Consider the following 26,181-nt stretch of genomic DNA (forward strand, 5'->3'; position numbering starts at 1 on the left):
ACGCTGGAGAACGACCATGACGGAAACCGCCACCACTATCGTCGGCATCCTGTTCGGCTTCGCCTTCTACTACCCGCTGTTCATGTCCTACCTGTGGATGACGGGCGGGCTGTACTACTACCGGCACTACGAGCGGCACGACCGCCCGTACGACGAACCGCCGCCCCTTCCCGAATACCCGCCGGTCAGCGTGCTGGTGCCCTGCCACGACGAGGCCGCCAACATCGCCGAGACGGTCGCCGCGCTGCAGGCGCTGGACTATCCGGAAATCGAGATCCTGCTGATCAACGACGGCAGCGTCGACGACACCGGCAGCCTGATCGAATCGCTGGCGGCGCACGACGACCGCATCCGCGTGGTGCACCTGGCGCGCAACCAGGGCAAGGCAGTGGGCCTGAACACCGCCGCGATGGTGGCGCGGCACGACTACTTCCTGTGCATCGACGGCGACTCGCTGGTCGATCCGCACTGCCTGAAGTGGATGATGCGCCACCTGCTGCGCTCGCCCCGCGTCGGCGCGGTGACGGGCAACCCGCGCATCCGCACCCGCTCCACGCTGCTCGGGCGCATCCAGGTAGGCGAGTTCTCGTCCATCATCGGCCTGATCAAGCGCGCGCAGCGCACCTACGGCAAGGTCTTCACCGTGTCGGGGGTGATGGTCTGCTTCCGCCGCAGTGCGCTGCACGACGTCGGCTACTGGAATCCGCAGGCCCTCACCGAGGACATCGACGTGAGCTGGCGGCTCGAGGTTCGCCACTGGGACGTGCGCTTCGAACCCAACGCGCTGTGCTGGATCCTGATGCCCGAGACGCTGCGCGGGCTGTGGCGCCAGCGCCTGCGCTGGGCCATGGGCGGCACCCAGGTGCTGTTCGCGCAGTACCGCGTGCTGACGCGCTGGCGCCACCGCCGCCTGTGGCCGATCTACCTGGAGTACTTCTGCAGCGTCGCCTGGGCCTACGCGATGGCGATCATCGCCGCCCTCTTCGTGATCGGGCTGTTCGTCGAGCTGCCGCCGATGCTGCACGTCGCCACGCTGGTGCCGGCATGGAGCGGCCTCATCATCGGCACGACCTGCCTCTTTCAGTTCGCCGTGAGCATGTTCCTCGATTCGCGCTACGAGCGCGGCTATGGTCGCTACTACTACTGGATGATCTGGTATCCGCTGGTCTACTGGATCCTGAATGTCATGACCTCGGTGGTCGCCCTGCCGAGCGTCGTTCTACGAGGCAAACAGCGCGCAACATGGAAAAGCCCAGATCGCGGCATACGGCCGGCAAACATCCCCTGATCATCGACCGGCCCGACCTGCAGACATGGCCGCAGCGCGCCGTGTCGAAGACGCTCACCACGCTGTTCTGGCTGATCTGGCTCGGGCTGTGGCTGCCGCTGGCCACCCTCCTCGGCTGGGCCATGTTCGGCTGGCAGTTCAAGGTCCACATGTTCGACCTCGGCGGCCTGGAACGCTTCGTCGACCTGCTCGCGGTGTATGCGGCGGTGATCGCGGCGATGAGCGGCAGCCTGATGGCCTGGGCGCGCTACAACTACCTGCGCTTTCGCGGCAAGGACCGCCGCCGCAGCGTCGGCTCCGTGCCGCTGCACGCACTCGCCGCCCGGGCCGGCCAGAGCACGGAAACGGTCCAGGACTGGCATGCGATGCGGATCATGGTCGCGCATCACGACGCCAACGGACACATCGTCCGCGTAGCCGACAAGACGGCCGCAGACCGCGAGACCCATCACCTGCCGCCCCACCAGGCGGTCGCGGCCGCCGCGCTTTCCGCCTGACGGGAGCGGCCGCCGGCGCGCGCAGGGCTCAGACGAACACCGGCTCGGTTTCGAGCACCACGCCGAAGCGCGCAAGCACGTCGGCCTGGATCGCCCGCGCGATCCGGCGCACGTCCTCGCCGGTGGCTCCGCCGCGATTCACCAGTACCAGTGCCTGGTGCTCGAAGCATCCCACCGGGCCGAGGTCGCGCCCCTTCCAGCCCGCGTGCTCGATCAGCCAGCCGGCCGCCAGCTTGACGCTGCCGCCGCCCTGCGGATAGGCCGGCAGCGCAGGGTGCGCCGCCGCCAGCCGCGCGTGCGTGGCCGCATCGACCACCGGATTCTTGAAGAAGCTGCCGGCATTGCCGATGGCCGCCGGGTCCGGCAGCTTGCGGCGGCGGATCGCGATCACCGCGTCGGACACCTGCAGCGCGGTCGGCTGCGCGATGCCGAGCGCGGCCAGCTCGTGCGCCACGTCGGCATAGCGCGCCACCGGCACCCAGTTCTTCGGCAGGCGGAAGCGCACCGCCGTCACCAGCCAGCGCCCGGGATTGCGCTTGAACACGCTGTCGCGGTAGCCGAAGGCGCAGTCCTGCGCGAAGAAGAGGCGCGCCTCGCCGCTCGCCAGCTCGACCGCGTCCAGCGACGCGAAGCGCTCGGCCATCTCCAGCCCGTAGGCGCCGATGTTCTGGATCGGCGCCGCGCCCACCGTGCCCGGGATCAGCGACAGGTTCTCCAGCCCCGGCCAGCCCCGCGCCAGCGTCCAGCGCACGAAGTCGTGCCAGTTCTCGCCCGCCCCCGCCTGCACCACCCTGGATTCGCCGTCTTCCGACACCAGGCTGCGGCCGGCGATCTCCACTTTCAGTACCGTCCCGGCGAAATCGCCGGTGAAGATCAGGTTGCTGCCCCCGCCCAGCACCAGCCGCGGCGTGACGGCCCAGCCGGGCTCGGCCGCCAGCGCCCGCACCTGCTCCGCTGCGGTCAGGAGAACCAGCCTGCCGGCGCGGGCGGGCAGGCCGAAGGTGTTGAGCGGCGTGAGATCGGCATCGGGGAAGCGGGCGGGCGAGGCGGTCACGGTGGCGGTCCGGGCGAAAATGCGCCGCACGATAGGCCGCGGGAGACGAGATTGCAATCCTCGCCGCCAGCGGCCGCGGCCGCGCCGTCCTGCCGCAGCCGGAAAAAACGGCGCATATTCATGCAAGCATCAAACTCCCGGTCTAGGCTGATTGGATGGCAGAATCTCCCAACCCCCACAATCACCGCGGAGCAAGACCATGGAGCAGATGGAAAACTACCGGCAGTTGGCAGTGACCTACGCAACCGACATCGGCCTCAAGATCCTCGGCGCGATCGTCTTCTGGATCGTCGGCCGCTGGCTGATCAGCTTCGCCGTACGCCTGCTGCAGCAGGCCATGAGCCGGCAGAAGGTCGATCCGACGCTGATGCGCTACGTCGGCAGCTTCCTCGCCGTGACCCTGAACATCGTGCTGGTGGTGGCCATCCTCGGCTACTTCGGCGTGCAGACGACGACCTTCGCCGCCCTGGTGGCAGGTATCGGCATCGCCATCGGCGCTGCATGGGGCGGCCTGCTCGGCAACCTCGCCGCCGGCATCTTCCTCGTCGTGCTGCGCCCGTTCAAGGTGGGCGACTTCATCAGCGCGGCCGGCATCGTCGGCACGGTCAAGGAGATCGGCCTGTTCGCCACCGCGATCGACACGCCCGACAACGTCCTGACGATGGTCGGCAACGGCAAGATATTCAGCGATACGATCCAGAACTTCAGCGCCAACGCCTACCGCCGCGTGGAACTGAAGTGCCAGCTCGCCGGCAGCGCCGACCACGTCGCGGCAATGGCCCTGCTGCGCGAGAAGCTGGCCGAGGTGCCCAACGTGCTTGCCGAGCCGGCGCCCGAAGTCGAGATCCTGGACTTCAACCTGGTCGGCCCCGTCCTGGCGGTGCGCCCCTTCTGCCACAACAACCACTACTGGCAGGTGTATTTCGACGGCAACCGCGTGATCCGCGAGGCGCTCGCGGCAGCCGGCTTCCCCGCGCCGATGCCGGCGCAGGCCGTGATCGTGCAGCAGGCAAGCAACTGAGACCCCCACGCTCACTGCGTTCGCTGCCCCCCGAGGGGCGGCAGTACGCTTGAGGCGGCTCGGCGCATACTGCGGCGGCGCCCCCCACGCTCATGGCGCCCGCTGCGCCCGAGGGGGCGTCGGTATGCTCGAGGCGGCTCGGCGCGAACGCGCCGCCTCAGCGCCGCGGGTCGGCGGCGGTGCCGGACGGCGCGGCGGCGTCGCCGATCGGGAACATGCGGTCGTAGCCGAGGTTGAACACCAGCGCATAGACCGTGTAGCCGATCGCCAGGCCGATGTCGGCGACCAGGGCGTCGATCCAGCCCATGCCGGTCCATTGCACGATGACCGGCAGCGTCAGCAGCAGCAGGCCGGTCTCGAAGCCGGCGGCATGCAGGCAGCGCAGGCGGAACGGGCGGCGGTCCGCGGTACGGCCGGTGAGCCGGCCTTCGAACCAGTCGAAGGCGGTGTTGTAGACGCCGTTCCACACCGCCGCCATCAGCGCCAGCACCGCCAGCAGGCCGATCGAGTCGAGTACCGGCACGCCGCTCAGCCACACGAACGGCGGCGTGATCAACAGCAGGCCGCCGACCTCGAACAGGGCGATCTGGCGCAGCCGGTCGGGCAGCGAGCGGAGTTTCGGCCGGACGGACAAGACAGGCGATGCGGCGCGCGGCGCCTCAGCGCCGCAGCACCGCCACGGCCTTGATCTCGATGATGTAGCCGGGCGCGCCGCCGAGCGAGGCCGCGCCGATGGCGGTCCACGCCGGGAAGTCCCGCGTCAGGTAGCGGTCCTTGATCTTCATGAACAGTTGCAGGTCGCGCATGTCGGTGTGGAAGGTGGTGAGGTCCACGATGTCGCTCATCTGCGCGCCGGCGGCTTCGAGCACCGTCTTCAGGTTCTCGAAGGCTTGCACGATCTGCGCCTCGGTCCCTTCGACCAGCTTCATGTCGTCGTCGCGCCCGATCTGGCCGGACACATAGACCGTGTCGCCGACCCGCACCGCGGGGGCGTAGTGGATCTTGTCGTACACGTATTCCATCCCCTTCGGGATGATGGCTTCACGGTCACTCATCGGCTGTCTCCATCGTCGTTGTCGGAAGCGTCGGATTATTGCCGGGCGTGGCCGCGACCTCAAGCCGCGGCGACGGGCAGCCGCCGGCGGCCTGCGGTTCGAGGCGGGGCAGCAGCATCGGCCCCATGGACTTCAGGATCTGCACCGGCAGGCCGGAGGTGAAGCGGTAGGAGGCGGCCTCGGGGCCGATGACGTAGGCGGTCAGCGTGCCGAAGTGGTTCCCGCCGATGTAGAAGACGAAGGTCGCGGTGCGGTTCAGCGCCAGGCCCCTGGCGCCGCCGCGGCCGATGGCGATGCGGTTGTCGCCGGTGCCGGTCTTGCCGCCCACCGCCAGGGTGGTGCCGTCGGCGAGCTTGAATGCGCCCGAAAGGCGCCGCGCGGTGCCGCCCTCGACCACCTCGGACAGTGCGTTGCGCAGCGCCGCCGCCACCTCGGGCGGCATCACCCGCTCGCCTGCGGCGGCGCGGCGGGCAAAGCGCGTCTCGTAGGGCGTGCCGGCCGCGAAGTGCAGGCCCTCGATGCGCGCGGTGGGCAGCCGCACGCCGTCGTTGACGATGATGCCCATCAGCTCCGCCAGCGCCGCCGGCCGGTCCCCCGAGCTGCCGAGCGCAGTGGCGTAGGACGGCACCAGGTGGCCGAAGGGATAGCCCAGGCGCGCCCAGCGGCGGTGGATCTCGAGGAATGCCTCGACCTCCAGCATGGTGTAGATGCGCGAATCCTGCGCGCCCTTGAAGCGGGTGCGGAACAGCCAGCGATACACCGCCTGGCGCTCGTCGGCGCTCGCTTCCACCGTCTCCGGCCAGCTCGCCTCCGGCTTGGCCGACAGGTAGCCGACCAGCCACAGTTCCAGCGGATGCACGCGCGCCACGTAGCCGCGGTCGGGCAGGTCGAAGGCTTCGGGCGCATGGCGCTGGTACAACTGCCCGATGCGGGCGTCCGTCAGGTCGGCATCCGCGAGGCGCTTGCGCAGGAAGGCCGCGAGCTCCTCGGGCGCGCCCTGCGGCGACAGGTAGCGGAACACCGCGGCGAGGCGGTCGGCGCCCGGGCGCAGGCCGTCGAGGAAGGTGGCCTGGATTTCGGCGGGCGTCTTGCCCTGGTACTTGCGCCAGAAGCGCCGCAGGAACACCTGGCCCTCGCGGTCGGCGAAGCGGGCGAGGTACTGCATGCGCCGGGGATCGTCGGCATCGTCCAGCAGTTGCGCGGTACTGCCCGGCACCTGGTACATGGTGTGGCGCACGACGTCGCGCATCAGGCGCACGAAGGGCAGGTTGATCGAGCCCTGCAGCGCCTCGCGCATCGTCGGACTGCGATCGTTGTCGCCGGCATTGAAGTTGTTGAACGTATGCACGCCGCCGCCGGTGAAGAAGCTCTCGCCGGGGCTGGCGGAATAGCGGCGCTCGAGCGCGGCCTCGAGCATCGCCGGCAGGCTGCCGTCGCGGGCGGAGGAGAGATACTCGATCGCCCAGCGGGTGAGATTGTCGCGCTGCTCCACCTTGATGCGGCGCAGTTCGTCGGCCGACTGCCCGGCGAAGCGCCCATGCAGTTCGGCGACGATCTCGAGGTAGGTCGCCAGCACGCGCAGCTTGGCGGTGGAGCCCAGTTCGAGCTTGCTGCCCTCGTTGATGTCGAACAACTGGTCGGAGGTGTCGGTCTGCACCCGCACGCGGTTGCCGCCGGGCGTGCGTTCGACGAGGTTGAAGCTGTAGCGCACCCCGTCCATCGTCGCCGGCGCCAGCATGCGCTCGCCGATCAGGCCCTGGCTGCGCGCGAACTCGGGGTCGCGCAGCTTGCCGAGGAAATCGCTCACCGCCTGCTGCAGCGGGCCGTTGAGGGTGGCGGCGGCGGCCACGTCGAAGCGGTCGAGTTCGTACAGCGAGGCGTCGAGCATGCCGGCCAGGCGCGCGCGGATCGCCGTCGCACCCTTGCCGAGGTCGGCCGGCAGCAGCGCCGGATCGGCCACCAGATCGCGGAACTTGAGCGGCTCGGCGAGCGCCGCGTCGCGCAGCGCCGGAGCGACGGCGCCGGCATCGGCGAGCAGGCGCACGTAGCTGTCGGTAAGCTGCGCAAGGTCGTCGCGGCCGCTGCGCGCCAGATAGAAGGACGGGCGCCGGTGCGCGATCATCAGCGCCACCACCTGGCGCAGCGCGCGGCCCTGCGCCGCCAGCGCACTGCCCTCGCCGGGCGGCGCGGCGAGCAGCGCATTGACCTTGTCGAAATCGGCGCCGAACCATACCCACAGGCCGTCGCCCAGGCCATTGACCTCGCCGTGGCCGGGCGCGGCCGACAACGGCACGGTGTTGAGGTAGTCGAGCAGCAGTTCGCGGCGCACCGGCAGGGTTTCCTCGCCGCCGCGGTAGGCGCGCACGCTGGCCGACACCATCTGGCGCAGTTTCTCGCGCGCGTCGTACGTCACGCCGTCAGGCGAATGGCGGTATTTCTCGATCTGCGTCGCCAGCGTGCTGCCGCCGGGCGCATCGAGATCCTCGTTGACCATGCGGCCGATCTGCGCCAGCACCGCACGCGTGAAGCGCACCCAGTCGACGGCCGGGTTCAGCCTGGGGCGCGACGCATCGAGCAGGTCGCGGTTCTCGATGAACATCAGCGCCTGGCCCACCAGCGGCGGGACGGCGGCGAAATCGGCGTAGTGGCGGTAGGGGTAGCGGAACTGGTACAGCGGTTCGCCGTGGCAGTCCGCCAGATCGAGACCGGCGCGGGTCTTCTCGCGGTAGGGCGTGAAGAAGCCGTGGCCGGTGTAGTTCATCAGTTCGTCGGAGAAGCGCGCCTGGTGCGTCGGCACGAAACCGCGCTCGGCGAGGCGCTGGGTGATGAGTGGCAGATCGACGTAGCCCATGCGCTGGTCGAAGGGGCCGTGCGTGGGAAAGCGGATCGCATCGCTCGCGCCCTCGACCACGCCGTAGTTCAGATCCGCGGCATAGCGGGCGAGGTAGCGCGCCTGCAGGCGCGAACTGTGGATCTCGTCCGCCGCCAGGATGGCGAGCGCCGTCAGGCCGACGAGCAGGACGATCAGCAGCAGCCAGCGCAGCAGGCGGAAGAAGCCCACGCGCGGCCGGGATGGAGCAGCAGGCCCGTCGGCCGCCCCGGCATCGGCGTGCCCGGCCCGCGCAGACGCTGCCGGATCGGTGGGGTCGGAATCGGGCGCTGCGGCGGCTGGGGCTTCGGAGATCACGGACGGTCTTGCGGGTATCGCATTGCGTTGCACCAATTATCCGGCATTCGTCGATCGAAAAACCACCGCTGCGGCAGCCGCCGTGACGTAAGTGGCAGCGGAGGACCGGATGCCGGCGCGGCGGGCCGGACGAAGGCGCGGACGCGTCAGGCGGCCAGCGCCGCCAGCGCCTCGCGCACCTGCACGGCCTGCGCGGCCTCGGCCAGTTCGCCGATGCGCGCCCCGTCCAGGTACACGCCGTCGCCGTCGATGTCGAACGGCGTGCCCTGCTTCAGCGCGGCGACGCAGCGCCCGGCCTCGCGCGGCGACTCGAAGCCCGCGCTCTGCACCAGCAGGCGGCCGTCGCCATCGACGAACTTGAAATAGAAGCGGCCGTCGGCCTCGCGGTACTGCTTGAATTGCGGCAGCGCGGCAGTCCTGGGCTTGTCGGCCGCCCCGGCGGTGAGCGCGGTGGCGAGGTTGCGCAGGCCGACCGCATGGCGCAGCTCGGCCATGAAGGGCGTGGCGATGGCGCGCGCCTTCGCCGCCCCTTCCTGCAGATGGCGCTCGATGCGTTCCGGCTCGGCGATCAGCGCCTCGTACTTCTCGCGCATCGGCGCCACCACGGCGTCGATGCGCTCGAACAGCGCCTGCTTGGCCTCGCCCCAGGCGATGCCGTCCTCGAAGGCGGTGCGCATCGCCCGCGCCTCCTCGGCGCCGGCGAAAGCCTGGTAGAGCTGGAACAGCGCCGAACCCTCGGCATCCTTGGGCTCGCCGGGCGCCTTCGAGTCGGTGACGATGGAAAAGATCAGCCGCTTGAGTTCGGCCGCCGGGGCGAACAGCGGAATGGTGTTGTCGTAGCTCTTGCTCATCTTGCGGCCGTCCAGGCCGGGCAGCGTCGCCACCGAGGCGTCGACCTCGGCCTCGGGCAGCACGAAATGCTCGCCGTACAGGTGATTGAAGCTCGCCGCCATGTCGCGCGCCATCTCGATGTGCTGGATCTGGTCGCGGCCCACCGGCACCTTGTGCGACTTGAACATCAGGATGTCGGCGGCCATCAGCACCGGATACATGAAAAGGCCCATGTTCACGCCGGCATCCGCGTCCTCCTGGGCGGCGACGTTCTTGTCCACCGCCGCCTTGTAGGCATGGGCGCGGTTGAGCAGGCCCTTGCCGGCCACGCAGGCGAGCAGCCAGGCGAGTTCGGGGATCCCGGGGATGTCGGACTGGCGGTAGAACCACACCCGCTCCGTGTCCAGCCCCGCCGCCAGCCAGGTGGCGGAGATCTCCAGCGTCGAGCGCTGCACCCGCGCCGGGTCGGTGGTCTTGATCAGCGCGTGGTAGTCGGCCAGGAAGTAGAAGCTCTCCACGCCCTGCTGGCGGCTGGCGGCGATCGCGGGGCGGATCGCGCCGGCGTAGTTGCCGAGGTGGGGCGTACCCGACGGGGTGATCCCGGTGAGGATGCGCTGGACGGACGGATGGCTGGCGGACATGGATCGCTCCGGCGATGCGTTGGCACGGTGTGAAAGGGCGCAAGTGTAGCGCCTGGCGGGGCCGGCTGCAGACCGGATGCCGTCCGCGCCGGCGCGCCTCGGCCGCCGGCGATCGAATGGCGGGGACATTGCAGCGGCGCATTCCCGCCTCCGGCAGCGCCTGCGATGCTGCACTATCATTTGTGACAGGCGCTGCAACACGACAACCATGATCCCGCACCGCCCCGCAGCGCGGCCACGTACGGGACGGCCGCCCTGTTTCGGGTGCCCCAGGCATGAGCGATCACACCAAGCATGGAAGGCGATGCAGCGCGGACCGGCGCTCCGGCGTGGACCGCCGGCAGGTGGATGTCGGGCCGCGTTTCGGCGAACGCGAACGGCGGCGGCGACCCGATCCGCGCAAGCCGGAGGTGGAAGAAATCGCCCTGTCGGACGCGGAATGGGAGAAGGCTTTCGGCAAGCCGGACGGCGCACAGGACTGAGCGGGCATGCACGGGGCGGCCCGCGCGGACCCGCTTACACGCTACCATTGCGGCCGCGCCGCCCGCCGCCGGCGGGCGCCTTTCGCCATTCGACCCGACTTCGCCGTGAACCGTCCGTTCTCCGACCGCCCCCCCGCGCCGACCATCACCGTCGCCCTCTGCCCCCACCCCACCAGCCCGGCCACCACGGTGCGCGGCATCCGGCTCTCGGCCCGCAGCCTGGAGGACGGCAGTTTCGCGTTTGCCTTCCGTCTGGAGGGCGAGGTGGCGGGATTGTGGATTCCCGCGCCGCAGCCGCCCGGCCCCGCAGACGATCTGTGGAAGCACACCTGCTTCGAGGTGTTCGTCGGGGAACCCGGCGAGGAGGCGTACCGCGAGTTCAACTTTTCGCCGTCCGGGCAGTGGGCTGCCTACGCCTTCGGCGCCTGCCGCGTGCGCGACGCGGCGAACGATCCGCACGTCGCGCCGCAGATCGTGTTCCAGCGGGAGGACGATGCGCTCGGCCTGGACGTGGTGCTGCCGGCGGCCGCCCTGCCCGCCTGCGCGCCGGGCACCAGCCTGCCGGTCGGCGTGGCGGCAGTGCTCGAGACTGCCGGCGGCGGACTCGCCTACTGGGCCTTGCACCATGCGGCGCCGATGCCCGATTTCCACCAGCGCGCCAGCTTTGCGATGGTGCTGACCACGCCGCCGGCAAAGGGCTGAACGGCCATGCCCGCGCCGCTCGAATCCGGCCTCGACCGCCTGCTGGACGACGCCGCGCTGCGCCGCCCGCTCGCCGGCCGCCGCGTCGCGCTGCTCGCCCATCCGGCCTCGGTCACCCGCGGCCTGACGCATTCGCTCGACGCCCTTGCGGCGCTGCCCGACATCCGCCTGTCGGCCGCCTTCGGCCCGCAGCACGGCCTGCGCGGCGACAAGCAGGACAACATGGTGGAGTCGCCCGACTTCGTCGATCCGCTGCACCGCATCCCGGTGTTCAGCCTGTACGGCGAAGTGCGGCGCCCCACCGCGGCGATGATGGACAGCTTCGACGTGCTGCTGGTCGACCTGCAGGATCTCGGCTGCCGCATCTATACCTTCATCACCACGCTGCGCTACGTGCTGGAAGAAGCGGCGAGGCACGGCAAGGCGGTGTGGGTGCTCGACCGCCCCAACCCGGCCGGCCGGCCGGTGGAAGGCACGACGCTGCGCCCGGGCTGGGAAAGCTTCGTCGGCGCCGGCCCGCTGCCGATGCGCCACGGCCTCACCATGGGCGAACTGGCGCGCTGGTTCGTCGCCACGCTGAAGCTCGACGTCGATTGCCAGGTCGTCGCGATGCGGGGCTGGCAGCCCGATGCCGCGCCGGGCTGCGGCTGGCCGCTGGGCGAGCGTAGCTGGATCAACCCCAGCCCCAACGCACCCAACCTGTCGATGGCGCGCTGCTACGCCGGCACCGTGATGCTGGAAGGCACGACGCTCTCCGAGGGCCGCGGCACCACCCGCCCGCTGGAGCTGTTCGGCGCACCCGACCTCGACGCCCGCGCCGTCATCGCCGAGATGCGCCGCCTGGCGCCGGACTGGCTTGCCGGCTGCGTGCTGCGCGACTGCTGGTTCGAGCCCACCTTCCACAAGCACGCCGGCAAGCTGTGCAACGGCGTGCAGATCCACGTCGAGGACCCGGCGCACTACGACCACGCCGCCTTCCGCCCGTGGCGGCTGCAGGCGCTCGCCTTCAAGGCCATCCGCAGGCTGCATCCCGCCTACCCGCTGTGGCGCGACTTCCCGTACGAGTACGAGCGCGGCCGGCTGGCGATCGACCTGATCAACGGTTCGCCGCTGCTGCGCGAATGGGTGGACGACGATTCCGCCCCGCCGGCCGGGCTCGACCGGCCCGCCGCGGCCGACGAAGCGGCCTGGTGCGACGAGCGCCGGCCTTTCCTGCTCTACCCGTAAGGGAGTACAACGCAGCTTCCCGCCGCCTGCGCCCGTTCCGACGCCTGCGCCATTCCGCCCGAGGCCACCGATGAGCAGACACGCCCTCCAGATCTTCGCCTGCAACGCCAGCCGCGACCTTGCCACCGAAATCTGCGCCCGCCTCGGACGGCGGCTCGGCCGGCTCGACATCTCGCGCTTTTCCAACGACAACCTGCGCGTGCAGATCGGCGACAACGTGCGCGAGCGCGACGTCTATGTGGTGCAGTCCTTCACCGAACCGGTGAGCGACCACATCATGGAGCTGCTGATCACGCTCGACGCGCTGCGCAGCGCCTCGGCCCAGCGCATCACGGCGGTGATTCCCTACTATTCCTACGCGCGCTCGGACAAGAAGGATGCGCCGCGCATCTCGATCACCGGCCGGCTCATCGCCGACATGCTCAAGACCGCCGGCGCGCACCGCGTGCTGACGATGGACCTGCACGCCGACCAGGTGCATGGCTTCTTCAGCGTGCCGGTAGACCACCTCACCGCCATTCCGTCGATCGCCGAGCATTTCTGCAACAACTACGACATCAGCAACATGGTCGCGGTGGCCACCGACGCCGGCGGCGCCAAGCGCGTCGGCCGCTTCTCGGAGCGGCTGGGCATCCCGATGGCGATCATCGACAAGCGCCGCACCAGCGACACCGCGGTGAAGCACGGCGACGTCGTCGGCGACGTGGCCGGCCGCGACGCGGTGATCTTCGACGACGAGATCTCCACCGCCGGCACCCTGGTGTCGTCGGCCGCCACGCTGAGGGCGGCCGGCGCGCGCAGCGTGCATGCGGGCGCCACCCACGGCGTGCTGTGCGGCCCGGCGATCGAGCGCCTGCGCAACGCCGGCATCGACTCCCTCGTCGTCACCAACACGGTGCATCTGCCGCCGGACAAGCGCCTCGACAGGATCGCCGTGCTCAGCGTGGCGCCGCTGTTCGCCGCGGCGATCGAGCGCATCCACAGCGGCGAGAGCGTGGGCGCGCTGTTCGAATAGGTCTGCCGCGGCGCACGCTCAGTTGAGGATGAACGCCGCGTCGGGCTGCGGCGCCGGGGCCGGCGTCTCGCCCAGCAGTTCGCGCAGGCTGGCTTCGATCCCGGCGACGATCGCATCGAGCGCCAGATCGTTGGGCATCGTGCCGAACGGCTCCTCGATCTCGTCGCTGAGCGCTTCCAGCGCGAAGAAGGTGTAGGACACGAAGCCCACCACCAGCGGCGTCATCCAGCCGATCGTGTCCACCAGGCCGAACGGCAGCATCATGCAGTAGAGGTAGGAGCTGCGATGCAGGATCACCGTGTAGGTGAAGGGCAGCGGCGTGTTGGCGATGCGCTCGCAGCCGCCGAGCGCGGCGGACAGCTCGTCTACCGACCGCTCCATGTGCTGCGCCAGCATCGGCGACAGGTGCCCCGCCTCGCGCACGCCCTGCAGCCACTGCCCCAGCCACAGCAGGATCAGCGCCGGGGCGCAGCGCGCCGCCTGCACGCGCGCGACCGTTTCCGCCGGCAGCAGACCCTCCAGCCCCTCCTGCCGCGGCCGGCCGCGAAACTGGTTGCGCATCGCCATCGCGAAGGCGATCAGCCCCAGCACGAAGGGCCGCGCATCGACGCCGCCGCCGGTGAGCGTCAGCGCGTGCCGCGCCAGGTTGCGCCCCTCGATGAGCACCGTGCCCCACAGCCTGCGCGCCTCCCAGTAGCGGTCGTAGCTCGCGTTGATGCGAAAGCCGAGGAAGATCGCCAGCGCCACCCCCATCAGCGAGAACGGCGCCGAAGTCAGCGTCACCTTCCAGTGGAACAGTTGCCCGTGCACGACCACCACCGCGCAGGACAGCAGCAGCACGAAGATCTGCTGCGACAGGATGCGCGGCAGCAGCGAGCCGCGGCGGACGAACAGAAGGTGGATCCAGTGCGGGCGGGGGCGGATGATCACGGGCGGACGCGGGGCAGGCCGGAAAGGCGTGAATTCTGACAGCTTCTGCGCCGCAGCGAGACGATGTTCGCGACATCCGCCGGCAGCGCGCGCGAACGGACGGAGCGGCTGCCGGGCGCAACGGAAAGCGCCGTTTGCGCACCTGCACAAGAGACAAAGCCATCGGCTGCGCCTAGAATGCATTCGTCCGGTTGCATCAACGGCTCATAACAATAATTCGCCCTCGCGGCGGGTCCGTCGATGCCGTGGTTTGCCCGCCCGGGAGACAGTCGGCACGCCCCGGATTCCGTTGCAACTTTCGGAGACCCCGCGTGAAATCCAAAATAGTGTGGTTGCTCGTCGCCCTGGTGGGGGCGGCCGGCTTTGCCATGCTCGCCCTCAGCCGTGGCGAACATGTGAATGCAGTGTGGCTGGTGCTGGCGGCAGTGTCCTGCTACGCCATTTCCTATCGTTTCTACAGCAAGTTCATCGCCGAGAAGGTATTCGAGCTGGACGACCGGCGCATGACGCCGGCCGAACGCTACAACGACGGCCTGGACTACGTGCCGACCAACAAGTGGGTGCTGTTCGGCCACCACTTCGCCGCCATCGCCGGCGCCGGCCCGCTGGTCGGCCCCATCCTGGCGGCGCAGATGGGCTTCCTGCCCGGCACGATCTGGATCCTCGTCGGCGTCATGCTCGCCGGCGCGGTGCAGGACTTCCTCGTGCTGTTCATCTCCACGCGGCGCAACGGCCGCTCGCTGGGCGAGATGGCCAAGCAGGAACTGGGGCCCTTCGCCGGCGTGGTCGTGATGCTGGGTGCCCTGGCGGTGATGGTCATCATCCTGTCGGCGCTGGCGCTGATCGTGGTGAAGGCGCTGGCGGAGAGCCCATGGGGCACCTTCACCATCGCGATGACGATCCCGATCGCGCTGTTCATGGGCATCTACATGCGCTTCATCCGCCCGGGGCGCATCGCCGAGATCTCGGTGATCGGCTTCGTGCTGATGATGGCCGCCATCGTGTTCGGCGAAGACATCGCCAGGAGCGAATACTGGGGCCCCCTGTTCACGCTGACCGGCCCGCAGCTCACGCTGGCGCTGGTCATCTACGGCTTCATCGCCTCGGTGCTGCCGGTCTGGCTGCTGCTGGCGCCGCGCGACTACCTTTCCACCTTCCTCAAGCTCGGCGTCATCGTCGGCCTGGCGATCGGCATCGTCATCGTCCTGCCCGACCTGAAGATGCCCGCGGTATCGCGCTTCATCGACGGCACCGGCCCGGTGTTTTCGGGCAGCCTGTTCCCCTTCCTGTTCATCACCATCGCCTGCGGCGCATGCTCGGGCTTCCACGCCCTGGTCTCCTCCGGCACCACGCCCAAGCTGGTGGAGCGCGAAAGCCAGATGCGCATGATCGGCTACGGCGGCATGCTGGGCGAGTCGCTGGTGGCGATCATGGCGCTGATCTGCGCGACCATCCTCGACCCCGGCGTCTACTTCGCGCTGAACTCGCCCGCCGCGGTGATCGGCACGACGGTGGAGTCGGCCGCGACGGTCATCAACGGCTGGGGCTTCGTCGTCACCCCCGAGATACTGACGCAGATGGCCAGGGACGTCGGCGAGCACACCATCCTGTCGCGTGCGGGCGGTGCGCCGACCTTCGCGGTGGGCATGGCGGTGATCGTCACCGACATCTTCAACAGCAAGGCGATGATGGCCTTCTGGTACCACTTCGCGATCCTGTTCGAGGCGCTGTTCATCCTCACCGCGGTCGACGCCGGCACGCGCGCCTGCCGCTTCATGGTGCAGGACCTGGCCGGCATCGTCATCCCCGGCCTGCACCAGACGCGCAGCCTGGTCGGCAACCTGATCGGCACCTCGCTCGCGGTCGCGGGCTGGGGCTACTTCGTCTATCAGGGCGTCACCGACCCGCTCGGCGGCATCAACACGCTGTGGCCGCTGTTCGGCATCGGCAACCAGATGCTGGCTTCGATGGCGCTGATCCTCGGGACCGTGGTGCTCTTCAAGATGAAGAAGGAGCGCTATGCCTGGGTCACCCTGGTGCCGACCACCTGGCTCTTCATCACCTCGATGAGCGCCGGCTGGCAGAAGATCTTCAGCGACAACCCGAAGATCGGCTTCCTCGCCCTGGCAAACAGGTTCAACGAGGCCGCCGCACAGGGCACCGTGCTGGCGCCGGCAAAATCCATCGAAGAGATGAGCCGCGTCGCCTTCAACAACCAGATCAATGCGGCGCTGTGCGGCTTCTTCATGATCGTCGCGGTGACGATGGTGATCGCCGCCTTCGGCGTGATCCGCAAGGCCCTGGCCAGCCGTACGCCGACCGCGATGGAGGCGCCGGTGACATACCGCCCGGCGGTCGCCAATGCTTGACCTCTCCTGCCTCACCGGACGCAGCAAGGCCGGCGCCGCCATGGCGCCGGCCGCGGCGGAGGCCGGGCTCGACGACGCCTACGCGCGCTACGTGGCCGAGACGCGCGCGCGGCAGGCGGACGCGGTGCCCATGTCGGAGGCCGAGTTCGAACGCTACAGCCTGGGATCGAACTGGCTCACCGGCCTGCGCGACGTGGCAAAGAAGGTGGTGCAGACCTGCCGCCTGGTGATCGGCATCCACGACTACGAGTACTACCTCGACCACATGCGCTCGCGCCACCCCGAGGCCACGCCCTTTACGCGCGAGGAGTTCTACCGCTACTGCCTGGAAGCGCGCTTCCCCAGTGCCGAACGCAGCGGCAGCCGCTGCCCCTGCTGAGCGCGGACGGCAGCGCCACGAAAAGAACGGCGGCCGGGAAATCCCGGCCGCCGTTTTCTTGACCGGTACGGACGGGCCGCCCGTACCGCGCGCCTCACTGCTGCTGTTGCTGCGCGGCGATGTCGGCGCGCACCGCATCCATGTCGAGCGAACGCACCCCTTCGATGACCTGGTTCAGCGCATTCGCCGGCAGCGCGCCGGACTCCCGGAACACCATGATGCCCTCGCGGATCGCCGCGATCGTCGGGATGGAACGGATCTGGAACGTGGCGGCCAGTTCCTGCTGCGCCTCGGTGTCGATCTTGCCGAACACGATGTCCGGATTGGCATCGGCGGCGGCCTCGTAGGCCGGCGCGAAATTCCGGCAAGGGCCGCACCAGGCGGCCCAGAAATCGAGGAAGACGATGTCGTTCCTGCCGATGACGTCGTTGAAATTCTCTGCAGTGATCTCGACGCTGCCCATGTCCGTGCTCCGGTTTGAGGTCAGCCGGCAGCTTACCCCAATGCACACGCCCTCGCCGGCATCGCACGGCGACTGCGCGCCCTGCGGCAGGGATCCGCGGTTTCCTCTTCCCAGGCCGGACCGTCGCGCGTGCGGCGGTTCCCATATTCGGCAACCGGGTTACGGAGCCGCCGTCACGCCCACCCGGCGGCCCGCATCCGCTTCCCTTTCGGGCAACGGGCTGGCGCGCATGCCCGGCCGGCCGAGCAGGTCGATGAGCCGGACGCCGGTGTATCGCTTCGGGCCGGGGAGAAGCCGCTGCGTCATCTGTCCGCAGGCGGAATGCTCTTTCTGGTGCCTTTCCCGTTCGCGCCGGTAGATGTCGGTGATCCTGCGCATGAAGGCATCGGAGAACTCGACGGTGTGGACGAACTTCTCTATCCACCCCTGCGTCCGGCTCTGCTCTTCCTCGGTGAAGAACCGCAGGGCGGCAGCGCCATTGCTCGAGCGGCTGGGGCAGGCACTCCTGAAGCCCAGCAGCGTTATTCCCGGCTCATAGGCGCGGTCGAAATAGGAAATGAAGAATCCGATCTCGGTGTCTCCATTCCTGTATTCCCAACCCGTCTTGTGGAACGGCACCCCCTTGCTGCCAAGACGGCCATCCTCGAAGTCATAGCGCGACCGTCTCGGCGCCGGCGGCCGCCTGGGCACGTAGTCGAGGGAACTGAGCCCGGGCCACAGGAAGTCGCGCTCGACGTCGTCGAATCGCCACGGGATCGGTGCGTCGTTATCGACGTAGATGTCCATCTGGCAGGTGAAGGCCGGCGAGCATGCTTCGGGATCGCCGCCCAGGCCGCACAGGGGCCGTCCGATGGTGGTGATGCGCCAGGCGACGGCGAGCGCACCTTTCAGCGCCGGGTCGATCCACTGCCTGGGCATGCCGAAGCGTTCGGCGAACTCCTTCGTGACGGCCCAGACGAAGGGGTCGCGATAGAAGGTTTCGCCATGCTTGAAGGTGAATGCGTCCTCGTAGTCCGACTGGACGAATCGCTGCTCCCAGGTGCGCTGGTTCCAGGGCGTGCCTTCCGCGTTCGGCGCCGCCGGCGCGCATCGCGCACCGGGCAGTACGAAGAACATGGCGAAGGCCATGAGGTGCTTCTTGCTTGCCATAGAGATCGATCCTTCCGCAGATGTCTACCAGCAGCGTCTCGGCGCGGTGCGCCCCGCCGGTCTCATGGGCACATCTTTCCATTCCGCGCGGAGCGGCGCGTTTGCCGAAAGGAAGGAAATCTTTGATCTACGGAATCTTTCGCCCGATGGCACTCCCGTTTCCGGCAGCGGATCAGGAGCGGGGTGCGGCTCAGGATGGCTTCGACGGCCGGCGCGGCGGGACGACCCGCCAGCCGGCGGCCGGAGCCGCCCCGCGCCGCGGCTGTTCGACTTTGAGAAGACCCGGATAGGCTACGGAAACGCGGACGTCGTCAAGGCGCACAACCACCTGGCGCTCGAACACGAGAGCGTCACGACGCTCTTGCACCTCGAGTTTCCACCAAGCCGCGATGGCCTTGAACATGCGCTCCAACGCTGGAGTCAAGCGGGCGCACGTAGCGCGCCCCGCCCGAACGACCTGTTATACCTGACCACCCAGATATGAACCAGGATTGATAAAGAATGCTTTCTTGTAGCCTTGTGTGGAAGCATCGATGGCCCAAGGCACGGGCAGCAACCGGACGATGGAATAATGGAGATGAGGTGGCTTGCCTTTGGCATTCCCGCTATCGCCCACCGTACCTACTGCCTCGCCTGACAATACAAGACTGAGAAACGAAGTATCAATAGTCTCTAGATGCGCAAAATAGTGAAGCCGCCATTTCGGGCCCAGGACAACAACTACATTGCCACCTTTTGCGAGGTTGCCAGTGTAAAGAACCATGCCGTCCGTTGTACTCACGACAGGCCGGCCATGATCCGCAAAGATATCGATGCCTTTATGCACACCAGAAGTACCCCAAGGCTCAAACCAGAATGACTGCTGATTCCAGTCATTTTTCGAAGCACCCGCCACGGGAATCTTGATCCGCTCTGGAACCATGAAGCCTGCCAAAAACAGCAGAAGAAATGAAACAACGATTTTCTTGGATTTTGACATGCTACGACTGGTGTCAAGCCTGGCTCCACACGCTGCCGAAGGCCATCGCGTGGAAGGAAATGTCAGCCCGCAAGCCGGGTAATGGAGTGCTCAAGGTTCTCACGCGCCTGGTCCTCAAGCTGATCATGGAAATGCTCGGTGCTGAAAATCGAGATGCGGCCTATGAATTCACGAAGTACAGCCAACCGCTTGCGGCGAAACAGCCAGCGAGGCACCCAGCCATATTCTTCCCGCACTTGGCGCTCGTACTCGGCAAATCGCTCGGGCTCCGCTCCAAGGATGGAAAGGTCGATATCCACAAGCAAGCGCTCATCCTGGGATACCGGCAATGCCGAATGCCTGGTGGCCAACACGAGCGCCTGGACCCGCTCCCCCGCTTCCAGCGGCACACCACTCGCTGCGAGTTCCCGCTTGGCCCAAAGCGCACTTTGCAATTCATTGTCTTCGCGCCTCAATTCATACACCGCATCATGGAACCACAGTGCAAGCTCGACCTCACCAGGATGCTCGGCCAACTCGAGCACAGGCTGCAATTTCTCAAGACACTCCCGGAGATGCTGAAGCGTGTGGTACTTGCGATGCGACTCCTTGTAGCAATCGACCACCTGTTCGAACAGGGCTCGATCAGGCTGCGCGCCCAACGCAACCCAGGCTCTTTGCCACGACTGCTGGAGGAACTGCATGTCTTGGGGGCTAATGCTGAAATTAAGCCGCGCCGCGAAGCGGCGTCGGCTTGAATGAATTGTTAAGCCTTTTTGGAATCGAATCGGGGCATGAGCGCGAAAACGCCCCAACCCAAATACTCGCGCGTGTAGGCTGCGTGGCGTTCAGGCTCTGTGCTCAGCCTGGAACGGATCTCCTCTGCCAACTCATCGTCGGGATTTTCCTCAAGCCATCGGCGCATTGTGAGCCACTTGGCCGCTTCGTACCTGTCCCAACCGTCTTGATTGGCTAGAACCATCTCAACAACGTCGTAATCAAGGTTGCCGAAGGACGCGACAAGCTCTGAAAGAATGAGGAAGTCGGAGATTGAGTTGGCAAAACACTTCTTGGCAATATCTTCCGTTGGCGGCAACTGCCGCCAGTAAGGCTCGCCAATCAAAATGATTCCGCCGGTACGCAGGCTTTTGGCCAGAAGCTCGATAGTGCCAGCGACGCCTCCACCAATCCAGGTGGCACCGACACAAGCTGCCACATCAGCTTTCTCGTCAGAGACGTAGCCCGCTGCGTTGTTGTGAATGAACTCGACTTGATGGGCAACGCCGAGTTCTTCAGCACGCTGTTTCGCCTGTGCGGTGAACAGGGGACTCATGTCGATGCCAGTACCGACAATGCCGTGGTCGCGTGCCCAAGTGCATAGCATCTCGCCTGAACCACTACCAAGGTCAAGCACTCGCGCTCCTGACTCTAGGCGCAGCGCAGCACCGAGAGTGGCGAACTTATCAGGCGTAAACGGATTGTGGATGCGGTGCATACTTTCCGTGATGTTGAATATCCGTGGGATGTCCAATGCGTAAATTTCCTAAAGATTGCGAATATATTGGGTAAAAGGCCTAACGGTTGAATTCACCGGCGGTGCGCGGCTCTATCGCGCAGCGTCCGGTGGAATGATGGGTTATGCGGATTTTTTATATGGCATTCATTCCTGATTGGTCACTAGCGACCAAAGGCGACAATCTGGCCGGAGAAAAACAGGCGTTCGATGCTAGGTCAAATTGGGGGAAGTGCCTTTAGCTTTTCTGGGTCACAGGCAACTTCCATGATTGGTAAGTCAGCCATCACGTCAACATATTCACCATGCTCGATTCCTTGCTGCGTATAGGAAATCGTCGTCAGTATATTGAAATGATCAAGATAATATCGGTTTGCGCCAGTAAGCTTTTTCCTCTCCGCGCAACTAAAAACCATAAGACTACGGATTTGTATATAAGGGGCTTTGTTGATCGTGTCAAAGTCCTGTTTCGGCATCAGCAATGCAACCCTGATGATCGCTATATTGCCTTCAAGAATTGCACCTGCCCGGTCAACAGCCACGCGGACACCGGGGACGAGTGGGGGGTATTCGACTTGTACCCACTCTGGTCCTTTGAGACTTTCACAGCCAAATCGAAAATATGATGCCTGTTTTAGTTGCCGTACTGTTTCAGCTTCCAGTTCGACCGGTGGCTGCCAGGTGCGACTGTTGTTTTGGTATTTACGTGGCGACGGAATATCCCAAAACAAAATACTGCCTACATCGTTCGTGCAGTGCAACCGTAGTTCGAGTTGTGAGTCTTTTGACAGACGGACCGGAAAAGTCACGAAATCACCATCTCTTAGTACCGCCTCAAGCTTTTTCAGATCTGTTGGCTCGGCAGCCCAAAGAAACGTCGAAAACAGTGCTCCCAAAAGAATAGTGAAAAAAGTACGCCACATGCCTATGTCCTTGGGGTGATGGCAAGTCGCCATTAGTACAAACATCAACCGGATTCCAGTCTTTTACCTCTCTTTATCCTGCAAATGGCCGCTGGTGGCCGCAACCGGCATTTCGCACTCTTGCCGCATAACGTTGGAGGTAAGGGGCGCGGAGCCGGCTTGCCGGCGTAGCGTCCCGCTTGACCGATTAGTTAGCGAGCGATTTAGTTGTCAAGTGATCTATCCTCGTACAAATTGTTCCAACTTTTCATCAGGTACAAGCAGAATACCAAGCTTCCCGGCAAGCTCAATTGCAGAGCGCGTAAAACCGACATTGCTGATTACCGCGGCATGGGTTGCATCATAGAAACCTCTTGCAGCATGTACTTCCTGAACAGCTGCATTGCCTACATTTCCTGAATAAAACTTACATTGCACGACGAGCTTTAATCCAGCCTTAATACATACGAGGTCGGCCCCTTGATCGCCGGTAACGGGGGTTCTGCTAATATTCCATCCGGCTTCTTCGAAAGCTCTACCGACATATTCCTTGTAGTCTGCGCCGGTTTTATATTGAATCGTATTTCCATACACGTCAAAAATATCTATGTTTCGCGCTTTAAACAATTCAATATATCGGTCAATTTTTTCTCTTATCAGCTTTGTTACCGATTCTCGATAGTCAGGATTACTCAGAATTCGACCAACGTGCGTAAGGTCAGCGTTATAAACTTGTTCCAAGCCGGAAAGTATTCTGTGCGCATCTAGAACAATTGGTTAGGCGATTTCGAATTCAAAAGAGAATCCGTTGACCGATCTTTCTTCGGACAAAGCGATAAGTTTTTTCAAATGGCTTTCTATCTTTTGGGTGACCGCTTTTGTCAGCATCTGGTCGGCAATGCTAAAGAAAACATCATCACGCCCATTCTCATAGAACGCGATAACCTCCCTAGCGATCTCTTGTTGCCGTTCGGAAGGCTCGTCCTCGAAGAGTCTTTGCGTAACAATCGCTAGCGGATGGTCAATAGAGGCTGTTGAGTCCATAGTTGTTGGCTCCTTTCGTTCGTGCCAATTCGTCGCTCGCTAACGTTTGAATTCACCGGCCTTGCGCGGCTCTATGCGCAAGGTCCGGTGGAATGATGGGTTGGGCCGCAATCACACGTCACCTGGGGTGAAGAACAAATTGGGACCACCGCAGTTGACGTAATAGGTATTGGCTTTACTCGTGCTTTTGTCTCCGTACTCAACGCGGGAGCACTTCCCGGAATTTAGGAACCTCAGCGCACCCTTGTGAAGGATTTGAACGTCTTGCTCAGTCAGGCCGTGTTGGCCAACCTTGGGGATCGCGTCCTTAGCGATGCGCGGATCGGATTGGATTGACGGCTGGGGAAGCTCAGCGGGTTGAGTTGAAGAAAGACCACTGGCAAGAACCCATCGGGCCACTTGACTGGCCTTCCCTTCAACCGCTCCGTCATAGTATTTGGAAACGCGAGCCCAGCCATCCTTGATTTCAAAAACCTCAACCTTTTGTCTTCGGTAGATTCGATTGGTTACGCTTCCACTCGCACTCGGCGCCAATCGTTCCTCAAGTGCCGCCTCCTTGACGTAGTACGTACCCGGCTTAGATGCCTGGGCGAACGCGCTACCGGAAACAGCCAAAGAGAGAGCTACAACAACAATTTTCTTCATGTGATCCACCTGTGCGGCCTTGCGGCCCAACGTGCTAGCTCAGGGGCGCGAAGCCGGCTTGCCGGCGAAGCGTCCCTCTGGAGCGGAATGTTAGACATGGCGGTGACCAAGAAAAGTCGGCGCTGGTGAGACGGCACTTTCATTTTGCGAAAGGACTCGTGCACCACTGTTGCTCGCAGGGTACGCCATCATTGTTGCCGTCCATTTGAACGTTGGGGCAATTGCGAAGGAAAAATTTGGCTTCAGCGCAGGACGTCATTTGTGAACAGTGGGTGCGACCGTCGCAGGTATAGGTCTGCGGCGGTGTCTGAATTTCTGGCTTGGCTGAGCTTGCAGTCAACGGAGCGGCACGGCGAGTGTATTCACTGTAACCGTAGGCAACCAACCCCACCACAACGAGCAACGGAATGACCCGAGCGAAAAAGCCAGGACGTTCTGTGCGGTGGTAGGAGGCAGGTCTACGGGAAGGTACAGAAGGTGCAGTGGGAGGACGTTTAGCAGTTGGACGCTCTGGACAAAAGAGGTTCTTCGCCCGTTTCTTTCCGTTTTTGTCGGTTTCAATCTCGAAGGTGAGCTTTTCTCCGAGCGTAGGGCGTACCCCGTCCTTGGGAAACGTAGAAATATGGACAAAAATCTCCTGACCACCTTGGGCCGGAGTGATGAATCCGAAGCCCCGGTCGTCATTCCACTTGGAAAGAGTGCCTTCGATGCGCATATGAAATGTCTAACGTTTGAATTCACCGGTCTGCGCGGTTTTTCGCGCAGGTCCGGTGGAATGATGGGTTAGGCGACGTCATGCCCCAGCTCCTTTAGTCTTCTTTTTATGACCTCGCGATGCTTATTCAAGTGACGGACGTTTCGTGCCTTGATCGTGGCGTCAAAGGAGTATTTCGCAATCATTATGCCTACCGAGATAAGCATGAGAGGGGAGACGCTTAGCCATTTGTTCGTTGGAAAAAAACTATTCAGCCAAGCCATCGTGCCAAAAATAACTGCGGATGCAGTCGTTATGAGAATGATAAAAAGTACTTCACGAAGCAAGTCGAGCATAAGGATGCTCGGGTTCTTTGCGAGTTCTTCAATTTCAGAAAGCTCACTGAGCATTTCTTCCACATGCGCCTTTGCGCGACGCTCACTCTGCCGACTTAATAATTGTTGAAACCATGGAGTCGCAAGATTTCCAAGAACGGAGAGAGGGATGGCAAGGGCCAGTCCTATCCAAAAGTTTGCGTCTAACGATTGCATGGTATTAGGTCCATATTCAGATGCCTAACGTGCTAGCTCAGCCGACGACAAAAAGCGCAGCTTTTTGACGGTCGGCTGGAGCGAAGGGTTAGCGGACTTATTGGCAATTTAGTGTCGCGTTGGAATTTTCTCTTGCGGAAACCTGCTTCCCTGTCTTCCCACAGGAGAACTCGACCGTCAGTGTCTTAACGATGCCGTCCTTAGGGTCCCCGCAAAGGGAGTTTGTAGCCTTAACAACACACCGTGATTTGCCATCGCACAACTGTCCTAGCTTATCTGTGCAATCAGCTGAATTGCTTACATCAGCAGCATATTCTGCACGGCTTACCTTGATTACCTCCTGCGCATATGCGCTATGAGAAAAAATGAGAGTTGCGGTAACTAGCGTGGCGATTCGCAGCATGATTTCTCCTTCTGGTGGTTGAAAATTGATTAGGCGCTAACGTAGAAGTGAGCGGCCTGCGCGGCTTTTCGCGAAGGTCCGCTCGACTGCCGGGTTCGGTGTCGTGCAGTGGGTAGCGTGCTTTTCGTTCACTTGTGAGCAGACCTATAAAAAGCGCGGCTCCCGGTCTTTTTGTATTCGACGAGCGACTTGTCCTCAAGCATCCGTGCGAGCGTGGCAAACACCCATCCTTTCGGACCGTACTGCTTTCCGCTCCGCGGAACGGCGACAAAATTGAGGTCGAGGCTGTCCTTAATCTCCGCCGCAGGCACCCAGCGATCGCGGTCCTTGAACTTTGACTCGCAATCTTTGATGAACCCAAGTAACTCCATGGCAGCATCGTCTAGCAGTTTGTGGATTGCGTCTTTTCGAGTCATAAAATTACCTCCCTGTACTGCCTGCGTGATGGTGACGCCGAACGTAGAGGTCACCGGACGCTGCGCGGCCTTATCGCGCAGCGTCCGGTGGACCGCCATGTTATGTCTTTGTGCTAATTTTTAATTGAATTAAAAACAGAATCAATGCCAACGCCTGTCCTATTGCTAAAGAACAGTATGGAAGCTGAATCTGAAAGTGAGAGGCGCATTCGTATATCGTTTTCAACAGACATGATATCGTCGCTTTCAAGACTGTCAGAAAATGATTTTGCGATAGAAATCTTCTTTCCCGATCTGGCAATTAAGCGAAAAACATCCTCATCCGAAGAGTGTAGCTTTCCATGAATCACGAAAATAAATGCATCAAAATATCTGAATGGAAAAGATGAAGAAAATACATAAAGAGGGTGTGATGAGGTGTCGTAACCCGGAACGTCTGCAAACACATAGCGTTCGTAAACGCTGAGTAAGTTGCAAGCGGTGTCACTAGACCAGTCTGTTGCGTCAGTTTGAGCACCGATAACGGGCAAGGGTTTAACTTTTCCGTTGGTCATCTTTTTGAGCAAAGATGATTTACCCGCCCCGGGCTGGCCGAGAATCGCTATTTTGTATCCAGAATGAGATCGTAGTTGTTCCTCTAAACGCTCAAGATTCAATTCAAGAGTTGTTTTTCTCCGTGGGGATGGCGCTTCATCTTCATCGGTCACCGCATCGTAGATGGCTTTACCGACCAATCCAATAACAGGTATTGCAAGCCACCACATA

At 64.0% G+C, this 26,181-nt stretch carries 29 protein-coding genes; 9 read left to right on the forward strand and 20 right to left on the reverse strand.

All coding sequences use genetic code 11. From position 1 onward, the window contains the following. Nucleotides 1-16: 16 nt before the first annotated feature. Together pgaC and pgaD are read left to right on the forward strand one after the other, a co-directional pair. Nucleotides 17-1,288 carry a poly-beta-1,6-N-acetyl-D-glucosamine synthase gene (pgaC, locus tag CCZ27_RS17230; protein ID WP_096450233.1) on the forward strand — a complete coding sequence of 424 codons (1,272 nt, stop codon included), beginning with the start codon at nt 17-19 and terminating at the stop codon, nt 1,286-1,288. Between the two features lie 41 nt (nt 1,289-1,329). Further along, complete coding sequence (gene pgaD / locus CCZ27_RS17235) at nt 1,330-1,785, forward strand: poly-beta-1,6-N-acetyl-D-glucosamine biosynthesis protein PgaD (protein WP_232516453.1); 456 nt, start codon at nt 1,330-1,332, stop codon at nt 1,783-1,785. Between the two features lie 28 nt (nt 1,786-1,813). On the opposite strand, the gene murB is transcribed toward pgaD, so the two are convergent. After that, nucleotides 1,814-2,839 carry a UDP-N-acetylmuramate dehydrogenase gene (gene murB / locus CCZ27_RS17240; protein WP_096452734.1) on the reverse strand — a complete coding sequence of 342 codons (1,026 nt, stop codon included), beginning with the start codon at nt 2,837-2,839 and terminating at the stop codon, nt 1,814-1,816. A gap of 199 nt (nt 2,840-3,038) precedes the next feature. On the opposite strand from murB, the gene CCZ27_RS17245 reads away from it, so the two are divergent. Further along, nucleotides 3,039-3,860, forward strand: coding sequence for a mechanosensitive ion channel family protein (locus CCZ27_RS17245; RefSeq protein WP_096450237.1), 822 nt, complete (start codon nt 3,039-3,041; stop codon nt 3,858-3,860). 157 nt (nt 3,861-4,017) lie between these two features. Here CCZ27_RS17245 and CCZ27_RS17250 read toward each other — a convergent pair whose 3' ends face one another. The 4 genes from CCZ27_RS17250 to CCZ27_RS17265 all read right to left on the reverse strand — a co-directional run bounded on the left by CCZ27_RS17250 (nt 4,018) and on the right by CCZ27_RS17265 (nt 9,574). Continuing rightward, complete coding sequence (locus CCZ27_RS17250) at nt 4,018-4,494, reverse strand: PACE efflux transporter (RefSeq protein WP_096450239.1); 477 nt, start codon at nt 4,492-4,494, stop codon at nt 4,018-4,020. 25 nt (nt 4,495-4,519) lie between these two features. After that, complete coding sequence (locus tag CCZ27_RS17255) at nt 4,520-4,915, reverse strand: RidA family protein (protein ID WP_096450241.1); 396 nt, start codon at nt 4,913-4,915, stop codon at nt 4,520-4,522. After that, nucleotides 4,908-7,976 (reverse strand): transglycosylase domain-containing protein, encoded by a 3,069-nt coding sequence (locus CCZ27_RS17260; RefSeq protein ID WP_096450243.1) that lies wholly within the window; start codon nt 7,974-7,976, stop codon nt 4,908-4,910. The genes CCZ27_RS17255 and CCZ27_RS17260 overlap by 8 nt, the downstream gene beginning before the upstream one ends. 272 nt (nt 7,977-8,248) lie before the next feature. Further along, nucleotides 8,249-9,574 (reverse strand): tryptophan--tRNA ligase, encoded by a 1,326-nt coding sequence (locus tag CCZ27_RS17265; protein WP_096450245.1) that lies wholly within the window; start codon nt 9,572-9,574, stop codon nt 8,249-8,251. 275 nt (nt 9,575-9,849) lie between these two features. Here CCZ27_RS17265 and CCZ27_RS17270 point away from each other — a divergent pair, with 275 nt between their 5' ends. The 4 genes from CCZ27_RS17270 to CCZ27_RS17285 all read left to right on the forward strand — a co-directional run bounded on the left by CCZ27_RS17270 (nt 9,850) and on the right by CCZ27_RS17285 (nt 13,000). After that, nucleotides 9,850-10,056, forward strand: a complete 207-nt coding sequence (locus CCZ27_RS17270; protein WP_096450247.1) for a hypothetical protein — start codon at nt 9,850-9,852, stop codon at nt 10,054-10,056. Nucleotides 10,057-10,161: 105 nt separating this feature from the next. Beyond that, nucleotides 10,162-10,758 carry a DOMON-like domain-containing protein gene (locus tag CCZ27_RS17275; RefSeq protein ID WP_096450249.1) on the forward strand — a complete coding sequence of 199 codons (597 nt, stop codon included), beginning with the start codon at nt 10,162-10,164 and terminating at the stop codon, nt 10,756-10,758. Nucleotides 10,759-10,764: 6 nt separating this feature from the next. After that, nucleotides 10,765-11,985 (forward strand): exo-beta-N-acetylmuramidase NamZ family protein, encoded by a 1,221-nt coding sequence (locus CCZ27_RS17280; protein ID WP_096450251.1) that lies wholly within the window; start codon nt 10,765-10,767, stop codon nt 11,983-11,985. Between the two features lie 70 nt (nt 11,986-12,055). Beyond that, entirely contained in the window at nt 12,056-13,000 is a 945-nt protein-coding gene (locus tag CCZ27_RS17285) for a ribose-phosphate diphosphokinase (protein WP_096450253.1), read from the forward strand. Between the two features lie 18 nt (nt 13,001-13,018). On the opposite strand, the gene CCZ27_RS17290 is transcribed toward CCZ27_RS17285, so the two are convergent. Then, entirely contained in the window at nt 13,019-13,930 is a 912-nt protein-coding gene (locus tag CCZ27_RS17290; protein WP_096450255.1) for a bestrophin family protein, read from the reverse strand. Between the two features lie 311 nt (nt 13,931-14,241). Between CCZ27_RS17290 and CCZ27_RS17295 the strand changes: the two genes are divergently transcribed. Then, complete coding sequence (locus CCZ27_RS17295; protein WP_096450257.1) at nt 14,242-16,299, forward strand: carbon starvation CstA family protein; 2,058 nt, start codon at nt 14,242-14,244, stop codon at nt 16,297-16,299. Beyond that, nucleotides 16,292-16,678, forward strand: coding sequence for a CstA-like transporter-associated (seleno)protein (locus tag CCZ27_RS24565; protein WP_096450259.1), 387 nt, complete (start codon nt 16,292-16,294; stop codon nt 16,676-16,678). The genes CCZ27_RS17295 and CCZ27_RS24565 overlap by 8 nt, the downstream gene beginning before the upstream one ends. A 94-nt stretch (nt 16,679-16,772) precedes the next feature. Here CCZ27_RS24565 and CCZ27_RS17305 read toward each other — a convergent pair whose 3' ends face one another. The 14 genes from CCZ27_RS17305 to CCZ27_RS17360 form a co-directional block, all read right to left on the reverse strand. After that, nucleotides 16,773-17,141, reverse strand: coding sequence for a thioredoxin family protein (locus tag CCZ27_RS17305; protein ID WP_096450261.1), 369 nt, complete (start codon nt 17,139-17,141; stop codon nt 16,773-16,775). A 159-nt stretch (nt 17,142-17,300) separates the two neighbouring features. Continuing rightward, nucleotides 17,301-18,290, reverse strand: coding sequence for a hypothetical protein (locus CCZ27_RS17310; protein ID WP_096450263.1), 990 nt, complete (start codon nt 18,288-18,290; stop codon nt 17,301-17,303). A 190-nt stretch (nt 18,291-18,480) separates the two neighbouring features. After that, on the reverse strand, nt 18,481-18,693 hold the full coding sequence (locus tag CCZ27_RS23650) for a hypothetical protein (protein WP_157748619.1): 213 nt from the start codon (nt 18,691-18,693) through the stop codon (nt 18,481-18,483). A 57-nt stretch (nt 18,694-18,750) separates the two neighbouring features. Then, nucleotides 18,751-19,269: a M23 family metallopeptidase gene (locus CCZ27_RS17315; RefSeq protein WP_096450265.1), complete on the reverse strand. Its 519-nt coding sequence runs from the start codon at nt 19,267-19,269 to the stop codon at nt 18,751-18,753. Nucleotides 19,270-19,331: 62 nt separating this feature from the next. Next, nucleotides 19,332-19,952: an HD domain-containing protein gene (locus CCZ27_RS17320; protein ID WP_096450267.1), complete on the reverse strand. Its 621-nt coding sequence runs from the start codon at nt 19,950-19,952 to the stop codon at nt 19,332-19,334. Between the two features lie 62 nt (nt 19,953-20,014). Further along, complete coding sequence (locus CCZ27_RS17325; RefSeq protein WP_096450269.1) at nt 20,015-20,779, reverse strand: SAM-dependent methyltransferase; 765 nt, start codon at nt 20,777-20,779, stop codon at nt 20,015-20,017. Between the two features lie 200 nt (nt 20,780-20,979). Further along, on the reverse strand, nt 20,980-21,684 hold the full coding sequence (locus CCZ27_RS23655) for a hypothetical protein (protein WP_157748620.1): 705 nt from the start codon (nt 21,682-21,684) through the stop codon (nt 20,980-20,982). 219 nt (nt 21,685-21,903) lie between these two features. Then, complete coding sequence (locus CCZ27_RS17330; RefSeq protein WP_157748621.1) at nt 21,904-22,404, reverse strand: restriction endonuclease; 501 nt, start codon at nt 22,402-22,404, stop codon at nt 21,904-21,906. 36 nt (nt 22,405-22,440) lie between these two features. After that, on the reverse strand, nt 22,441-22,707 hold the full coding sequence (locus CCZ27_RS17335; protein ID WP_096450273.1) for a hypothetical protein: 267 nt from the start codon (nt 22,705-22,707) through the stop codon (nt 22,441-22,443). A 111-nt stretch (nt 22,708-22,818) separates the two neighbouring features. After that, a complete protein-coding gene (locus CCZ27_RS17340; RefSeq protein ID WP_096452736.1) occupies nt 22,819-23,352 on the reverse strand; it encodes an SH3 domain-containing protein in 534 nt (177 codons plus the stop codon). Nucleotides 23,353-23,491: 139 nt separating this feature from the next. Beyond that, nucleotides 23,492-24,067, reverse strand: a complete 576-nt coding sequence (locus tag CCZ27_RS17345; protein WP_096450275.1) for a cold shock domain-containing protein — start codon at nt 24,065-24,067, stop codon at nt 23,492-23,494. A 68-nt stretch (nt 24,068-24,135) separates the two neighbouring features. After that, nucleotides 24,136-24,597, reverse strand: coding sequence for a hypothetical protein (locus CCZ27_RS23660; protein WP_157748622.1), 462 nt, complete (start codon nt 24,595-24,597; stop codon nt 24,136-24,138). Nucleotides 24,598-25,128: 531 nt separating this feature from the next. After that, nucleotides 25,129-25,515 (reverse strand): hypothetical protein, encoded by a 387-nt coding sequence (locus tag CCZ27_RS17355; protein ID WP_198363164.1) that lies wholly within the window; start codon nt 25,513-25,515, stop codon nt 25,129-25,131. 14 nt (nt 25,516-25,529) lie between these two features. Beyond that, the gene (locus CCZ27_RS17360) at nt 25,530-26,180 is read right to left on the reverse strand and encodes a Rab family GTPase (RefSeq protein ID WP_096450279.1); all 651 of its coding nucleotides are present in this window, start codon (nt 26,178-26,180) and stop codon (nt 25,530-25,532) included. Nucleotide 26,181: the final 1 nt, after the last annotated feature.

It is taken from the genome of Thauera sp. K11 (assembly GCF_002354895.1).
Lineage (GTDB): Bacteria > Pseudomonadota > Gammaproteobacteria > Burkholderiales > Rhodocyclaceae > Thauera > Thauera sinica.